Origin of the sequence: Vibrio crassostreae 9ZC13, from assembly GCF_000272045.2 — a bacterium.
GTDB lineage: Bacteria > Pseudomonadota > Gammaproteobacteria > Enterobacterales > Vibrionaceae > Vibrio > Vibrio crassostreae_C.
Genome location: NZ_AJYZ02000042.1, coordinates 206,634 through 213,826, shown reverse-complemented (window position 1 = coordinate 213,826; position 7,193 = coordinate 206,634). Strand labels below are relative to the sequence as shown.

The window sequence follows — 7,193 nt, the reverse complement described above, 5'->3', positions numbered from 1 at the left end:
ACCAAATGAGACTCGCCCCGCCAGAGATCGGCAGCCGTATTACCTTTCGTTACAATGGTTTTACTCAAAACGGAAAACCCAAGTTTGCGCGCTTTGTTCGAGAGAAGAGTGAATATTAAGGCAGATACGATCTACCTGACCATTAAACGAAAAAGAGCCCTGAAAATCAGAGCTCTTTTTTATTCGAAATCAGATAGACCGACTTAGCGAGTACGAATCTAGCGAGAACTAAATTCTAACTGAACGTCATCGTCCTGCTTGTGCATCCAGTGTAGACGCATACCCAGCATAATCGCTGCTGATGTTAGACCGACAATGAAACCAATCCAGAAGCCGTGCGCACCCATAGGGTCAACAATCCAATCTTTCATTCCTAAGATGTAGCCGATAGGAAGGCCAAGCAACCAGTAAGCCACAAAGGTGATGTTGAAGATTGAACGCATGTCTTTGTAGCCACGCAGAGCACCCGCAGCGATAACTTGGATGGCGTCAGTACATTGATAAACCGCCGCGAACAACAGCAACTGCATTGCAACCATAATTACTGCCGTGTTCTCTGTGTAAAGTAATGCAACCTGTTCTCTAAACAGAATCGTTAACGCCGCTGTCATAAGGGCTGTCACTAAACCAACAATGATACCTACGTGTGTCGCGATCTTAGCGCCTTCGGTGTTGTTTTCGCCCAACTTATGCCCAACACGAATACTCACGGCTGCACCGATACTCATTGGAATCATGAAGACCAGCGAAGAGAAGTTGATCGCGACTTGGTGCGCGGCAACAATCAACGAGCCAAGTGGGGCAACCAACAAGGAAACAACCGCAAACAAGGTTACCTCGAAGAAGATAGCGGCTGCGACAGGGAAACCAAGTCTAAACAGGCGAATTTGAGCTTTAAGTTGCGGCTTATGGAACGTACCGAAGATGTTGATTTTCGCCAAACGCTTTGATGTTAAAACGTAAGCGAACAGTAGTGCAAACATCACCCAATATACGATAGCCGTTGCAACGCCACAGCCAACACCACCCAGAGCAGGAGCACCAAGTTTTCCGTATACGAACATCCAGTTCAGCGGGATGTTTAATAGCAAGCCAATAAAACCAATCACCATCGCAGGCTTGGTTAAAGACATACCATCGGTAAAGCTTCGCAATGTTTGGAACAACAAAAACGCAGGTACAGCAAACATCACCGCATTCATATAGCCGATGGTCTTTTCCGCCATGAGTTGTTCAATGTCCATCCACTCCAATATCAATTGTGTTTGAAAAAGCACACCAATGATTGGAAGGGAGATGACGAGCGCTAAAAATGCGCCTTGTTGAATTTCGAATGGAATTTTTACTTGTCGACCAGAACCATTCAGTTGTGCAACGACAGGAACCAACGCCATCAATAGACCAACACCAAATAGGATTGATGGTAGCCAGATACTTGCTGCAATCGAAACCGCCGCCATATCGATAGCACTTACGCCACCGGCCATTACGGTATCAACAAAACCCATTCCAGTTTGTGCAACGGATGCGATCAATACTGGGGTCGCAAGTTTAATTAGATTCGAGGATTCTTCTTTGTAACGATGCACAAACAACTCCAAATAAGAGGGAAAATTAGAATAATAGTGTAGGAAAGGACATTCTGAAGGAATCAGAGACAATGATCTTAAGCTTCCACTGGACGAATCATAAAGAAATGTCACAATAACTGCTATGAAAAACTGTTATTAGGGCGTGTTGATCTTTCGAGCTGATTTTTGCAGCGAGTTGCTGGGCCTTTATACAGGCAGAGGCTTTGATGTGTAGCTAGCCTACATGAGAAGCCGATAACGTAGTAAAAATGACCAGCAAACGCTGCCCGAAGGGTTCGAGCTGGGCGCCCCCGCAAAAAGCGTTTTACTCTTTGTTGAGGGAGATTTGCTTAGGATGCTAGGCTACTTCCCCCTCGCCGCGATTAAAACGTTTTTGACTAGGCGTCCCCATCCGAACAAAATTTAACCGCGAAAGGTCAACACGCCCTAGAATACTAAATAGGAATCTTATGTTTACAGGTATCGTTCAAGGCATGGCAACACTGGTTGCTATCAACAAAAAAGAGTCGTTTCAAACTCATACCATTGAGCTAAGCGATGAAATGGTTGAAGGATTAGCCATTGGTGCTTCAGTAGCTCATAACGGTTGTTGCTTAACGGTAACGGAAATTTCAGGTAACCAGATTGCTTTTGATTTAATGCAAGCGACATTGCGATTGACGAACTTAGGCCAACTGAATGTTGGTGACAAAGTGAATGTTGAGCGTGCAGCAAAGTTTGGTGACGAAATTGGCGGGCATAGCATGTCTGGCCACATTACTCTGATGGCTAACCTAGTCGATGTGATTAAAACAGAAAACAACCGTACACTTTGGTTCGAACTACCAGAAGAATCGATGAAGTACGTATTGAGTAAGGGTTACATTGGTGTTGATGGTTGTTCATTGACGATTGGTGAAGTGGAAGAGAACCGTTTCTCTGTTCACCTGATCCCAGAAACTCTGAATCGTACTCTGTTTGGCGGCCGTGAAGTAGGCGACCAAGTGAACATTGAGTTCGATCCACAAACGCAGGCAATTGTTGATACTGTCGAGCGTGTATTAGCGAACCAGAAATAGCCACTAAGCGCATTGAATCGGTGGCAATAAAATCACACCGATGACCAAATTAAAAAAGAGCACGTGAGGTGCTCTTTTTTGATCATGGTTTAAACGAGAAACTGATTGTCAGAATACTTGTTCATCATCGGCATCAATCGAGAGATTAATCCTGTCTCTTACCTCATCTACCTGCATGTCGAGGTGAATGGCATTGCAACACGCTGGACAATCATCATAGAAGTCTTGGCTACCATTAGATGCATCAAGCGTGATGTTAATACCGTGCCCACAATGCGGACAGGAGACATGTTTCTCTGTGTATTTATGCATGGCAAATTCTCCTCACTGTAACTGATACCAATCGTATTCGGTTATAAACAGCTGTAATTGGTATTAAACGGCCTGTATCTTCTGAATGCATGCTTCAGTGTGTGCTAAATATTCGCCGCCAAATTGATTGCAGTGGTTAAGAAGATGGTACAAGTTGTAAATGTCTTTCCGATCAGTATAGCCAACGTCGAGTGGATTGACGCTCTGGTAACCTTCATAAAACTCTTTAGGGAAACCTTCAAACAATTCCGTTAATGCCAAATCACACTCATGGTCCCCCCAGTAACAAGCAGGGTCGTAGCAAATTGGGCCAAACGCAGAGTTAGCAACATTGCCATTCCAAAGATCCCCATGAAGCAAAGAAGGGCGAGGGTTGTGGCCAGCAAGACGCATATTCACCACATCAACGATGTCATCGATATCACCAAACTCGATGCCTTTCTCTTTGAGCAGTTGCAGTTGGAAACCAATGCGTTGCTCAGAGAAAAAGCGACCCCATTTCTTATGCCAAGGGTTGGGTTGAAGTGTGCTGCCGATATAGTTGTCTTGGTCGCAACCAAACTCTTTTTGCTCGCCCCATTGATGAAGCCGCGCAAGCTGAACGCCGAAATCGAAGCTATTGTTGCCCGTCTCGAGCGGTTTGGTCGGCAAGTAATTCAGAATAATGAACGAGCACTCTTTGGTTTTGCCAATAAGCACCAACTCAGGAACGTAAACAGTGGAGGTTTCTCTTAACAAGCGTAAGTTCTCAGCTTCAATTTCAAACTTAGGTAAAAATTCTCGCTGATTCACTTTCACAAAGTAACGCTCATTACCATCGCTGATCATATAGCAATCGTTAATGTCGCCACCAGAAACCTTGGTACGTTCAGTAATCTGAAAGTTAAATAGAAGAGTATCTGAAAGTTGTTGAGAAATGGCCTGCCACATAGGAAATCCTCAAAGACTGAAAGTTAAAAAGATTGAAGGTTAGAAATACTGTTTGTTTAATAGCAATAGTTTAGGATAAATCTGAACAATTTATAGACGCACTCGTCAATGTTCTTAGCTCTTCTTCATCTTACGTAGAATCAATTGGCCGAATTGTGAACTCGAACTGATTCAAGCTCTTTGAAATACAAACATAAATTGAAAACCTGACGTGATGAAATAGTTTGGAACTGGTCTCACAATCGAAACGGTTTTGAACGCCACAAACTGGAAAAGAGGTTTGAGCTTGTTATTGTCTAGCGACTAAATCAAATGAGCTTTTAGAGTAAGTTGAAAGGGCTATTGTTAACTGGCGCAATACTTTGCTTCAAAGTTTGTCTTACACTTCTTTAGCGTGAATTTACTTATGTCGTAAGTAGGCAGGTATACCACATAAAGCTATATCGATTTAATTTTAAGCTGAAATACTAACTAGGATCATTTAAATGTGGTTTTGGGCAATAAAGTGATGACAAATAGCTTCATTTACATAGTATTAGGCAAGTACGTATTAATCTGCTCTAGAGCTTAAAACGGAGAATTATTGTGGTTGTAGAAACCGATGGCTATTTGGCTTTAATCGAGCACCTATCATTCAACCTTGATGTGTTTACCAATAGTAATGGTGATACTGGAAACGAAAGTGTCGAAGACATTGTTACCGACATGATTTCAACAAACATCATGGCTATTTTCGAGCAAAACCCAGAGTTGCATTCGAACGTTCGTTTTCAACTTTTGAAAGAAGCAGATGCCGTAGTAGCGGATCTTGGTGAAGTATTAGCGGGTGTGTGGGCTAAGAAAGCGACTAACGAACAAATTGTATTCCTCGATGAGTACATCGCGTTAGTGAAGAACCTGTTTGATACTGCTGTTGCTAAATACGATTAACGGTTTGTTTGCTCATTTATCGTCGTAATTAATCAGCATCATAACAACGGGCGTTTAAGTCGTATCTTTCTAGAGTTACCTCGCTCAGCGGTTTATCTTTCGAACCGCTATAAACGCCTAAAGTGCCAAAACTTGGATGCCCAGTAAGGGTTATCTAACCTAGAAATAATGACACCTTTCGATGTCGAGGCATGTAGAAATTGGTTGTTTCCTAAATAAACGCCTACATGTCGCACCGTCATCGAAGTCTTGAAAAACACCAAGTCACCGCTTGTTGCCTGCCCATACGCAATTTCTTTTCCCTTTTTACTCTGGTCTTTTGTGGTTCTTGGTAGAGCTTGTTGAGTCGCATTTTGCACGGCGATTTGAACAAAAGCAGAGCAATCTATACCTCGAAATGAGGTCCCACCGAAATGGTATGGCACGCCTTTCCACTGTTCATACACGCTCATATAAGCGTTTGTAGTCAATTGTTCTGACTTTGATAGGGGTTTCTGTGCGGTTTGACTAAGCTGAGAAGGCGAAGGTGACGAGCTACAAGCAGCCAATGTTGCTAAAGTTATTGTAACTACAGCCATTTTTCTGATTTTCATATGTAACTCTTCTGACAAAAAACTGAAATAAAAACGTCATCAAGGACTTCTAGTATACGACCTAACTTAAGGATATCTCTTTTCGTAGTCAAACTGGATTTCACATGCCCGACACAAATTTATCAATAAAACCCTCACGTTATACATTCTCGCTCATTCAAACCGTCACTGCTGTATTTATTTCCATTCTTTTACTTGTTACTTTTTTATCAATGGTTAGCATTCGGGGCGTTGAACGGGTCGGGGGACATTTTGATGCACTCTCGGAACAAGCATTACCCCTTGCTCTACATAACGCCGAATTAACGCAAAGCGTATTAGAACAAGTAAAACTTCTCACTTACAGCACCCAATCAACCGACTTAGATACACTGAATGCCACAAGGGGCTCAATTGACCAACTCGCTACAGAGAGCAATACCACGCTAGAGGAACTCCTTTTTATCTCCCAATCTTTTCCTGATGCAATCTCTTTAGAGCAACAACAAAACCTTGTCGATGACATGGCGCAACTGCAAACCATGACCAACACGGTACTGCTGGCACAGATCGAAATTCAAAGTAAGCAAAATCTGATCGACAGTAAAATGGGCGAGTTCCGTTATGGCGTTGGGTCTATCGGACCAGAAATGAATCGAATCAGCTCATTCTTGGTTGAAGACAACCCAGAAGCGAGCGATGCAGCGAACCGATTTACATCCAGCGCGTCTGCTATGGCGAACACCTTCTTGATGCTGATGATGCAATCTGACATTGATAAAGCACAAGACGAATACCGTCAATTGAGAAACCGAATCGCAGGTCTGAACTTGGCTTACAGCGACTTTGCCGATTGGCACCCAGATATCGCTGAGTTCGCGAGCTTAACGGCGCCTTACGAGATGGTGAAAGAAGGCTTTACCGAAGAAGGCGTAATCAAACAAATCCTCTTGAAACTCGAACTGGTTCAGCAGCAAGAGCAAAACTTAACGCAAGTCATTAACTTAGCGAACACCGTCATTAGCACATTGAATCAACTGTCTTCCACCGCTTCCCACCTGATTGATGAAAGTGAACTGGTTGTAAATCAAACCATCACCAATATTGATCGTGTGTTGTTTATCAGCGGGCTAGTGATTGCCGTAATCATTGTGATTTCATGGTTCGTGTTACGCCGTTGGATGAATAAAGGGCTTAAAAACATAACTCAACAGTTGAGTTCACTGGCAGATCATGACTTCTCTAAACAGAGTGAATTACTGGGGCCGCTAGAGCTGCAAGTTATTACTTCAAAACTCAATACGGTCGTTGATTCAACCGCGGACTCGGTTCGTTTAGTAACGCGTAACTGTGAGACGCTTTATCAAACGGCTGAAGTAAGCCATGACGCTGCAGAGCAAACCAATTCGAGCTTGAACGAACAGAACGAATCACTTCAGAATATGATCACCACCATTACTGAGCTGGAAGCATCGATTGGTGAGATTGCTCGTATTTCTAACGCATCGAACGACGATGCTCAAATAGCAGAAGATGAGTCAGTGAGTGGCAGCCAAGTGGTTGGCCTTAACCAACAACGATTACAAGCGCTTGAGCAATCTCTTAGCATGAGTGAAGAGTCGATGGCTGACTTGGATGGTCGAGTGAAACAGATTCGTGAAATGGTCGATATGATCAGCGGAATCGCTGAAAACACCAACTTATTGGCACTGAACGCTGCGATAGAAGCAGCGCGAGCAGGTGAACAAGGTCGAGGTTTTGCGGTAGTTGCAGACGAAGTGCGTAAATTGGCGAGCGGC

At 43.4% G+C, this 7,193-nt stretch carries 8 protein-coding genes; 4 read left to right on the top strand and 4 right to left on the bottom strand.

The features are described from left to right. Positions 1 to 5 precede the first annotated feature (5 nt). Positions 6 to 119 carry a hypothetical protein gene (locus A136_RS22415; protein ID WP_431305987.1) on the top strand — a complete coding sequence of 38 codons (114 nt, stop codon included), beginning with the start codon at positions 6 to 8 and terminating at the stop codon, positions 117 to 119. Between the two features lie 99 nt (positions 120 to 218). Here A136_RS22415 and A136_RS19575 read toward each other — a convergent pair whose 3' ends face one another. Next, positions 219 to 1,589, bottom strand: a complete 1,371-nt coding sequence (locus A136_RS19575; RefSeq protein ID WP_017063888.1) for an MATE family efflux transporter — start codon at positions 1,587 to 1,589, stop codon at positions 219 to 221. Positions 1,590 to 2,041: 452 nt separating this feature from the next. On the opposite strand from A136_RS19575, the gene A136_RS19570 reads away from it, so the two are divergent. After that, on the top strand, positions 2,042 to 2,650 hold the full coding sequence (locus A136_RS19570; protein ID WP_017063887.1) for a riboflavin synthase: 609 nt from the start codon (positions 2,042 to 2,044) through the stop codon (positions 2,648 to 2,650). A gap of 108 nt (positions 2,651 to 2,758) precedes the next feature. Here the strand turns inward: A136_RS19570 and A136_RS19565 are convergent, their stop codons facing one another. Beyond that, complete coding sequence (locus A136_RS19565; RefSeq protein WP_017059600.1) at positions 2,759 to 2,962, bottom strand: CPXCG motif-containing cysteine-rich protein; 204 nt, start codon at positions 2,960 to 2,962, stop codon at positions 2,759 to 2,761. A 63-nt stretch (positions 2,963 to 3,025) separates the two neighbouring features. After that, positions 3,026 to 3,892, bottom strand: a complete 867-nt coding sequence (locus tag A136_RS19560; protein ID WP_017059601.1) for a fructosamine kinase family protein — start codon at positions 3,890 to 3,892, stop codon at positions 3,026 to 3,028. A 585-nt stretch (positions 3,893 to 4,477) separates the two neighbouring features. Between A136_RS19560 and A136_RS19555 the strand changes: the two genes are divergently transcribed. Then, complete coding sequence (locus A136_RS19555; protein ID WP_017063886.1) at positions 4,478 to 4,822, top strand: DUF3802 family protein; 345 nt, start codon at positions 4,478 to 4,480, stop codon at positions 4,820 to 4,822. 107 nt (positions 4,823 to 4,929) lie between these two features. On the opposite strand, the gene A136_RS19550 is transcribed toward A136_RS19555, so the two are convergent. After that, positions 4,930 to 5,415, bottom strand: coding sequence for a C40 family peptidase (locus A136_RS19550; protein WP_017059602.1), 486 nt, complete (start codon positions 5,413 to 5,415; stop codon positions 4,930 to 4,932). Positions 5,416 to 5,519: 104 nt separating this feature from the next. On the opposite strand from A136_RS19550, the gene A136_RS19545 reads away from it, so the two are divergent. After that, positions 5,520 to 7,193, top strand: a 1,674-nt coding sequence (locus tag A136_RS19545) for a methyl-accepting chemotaxis protein (RefSeq protein ID WP_032546816.1), incomplete at its 3' end; no start/stop codon positions are given.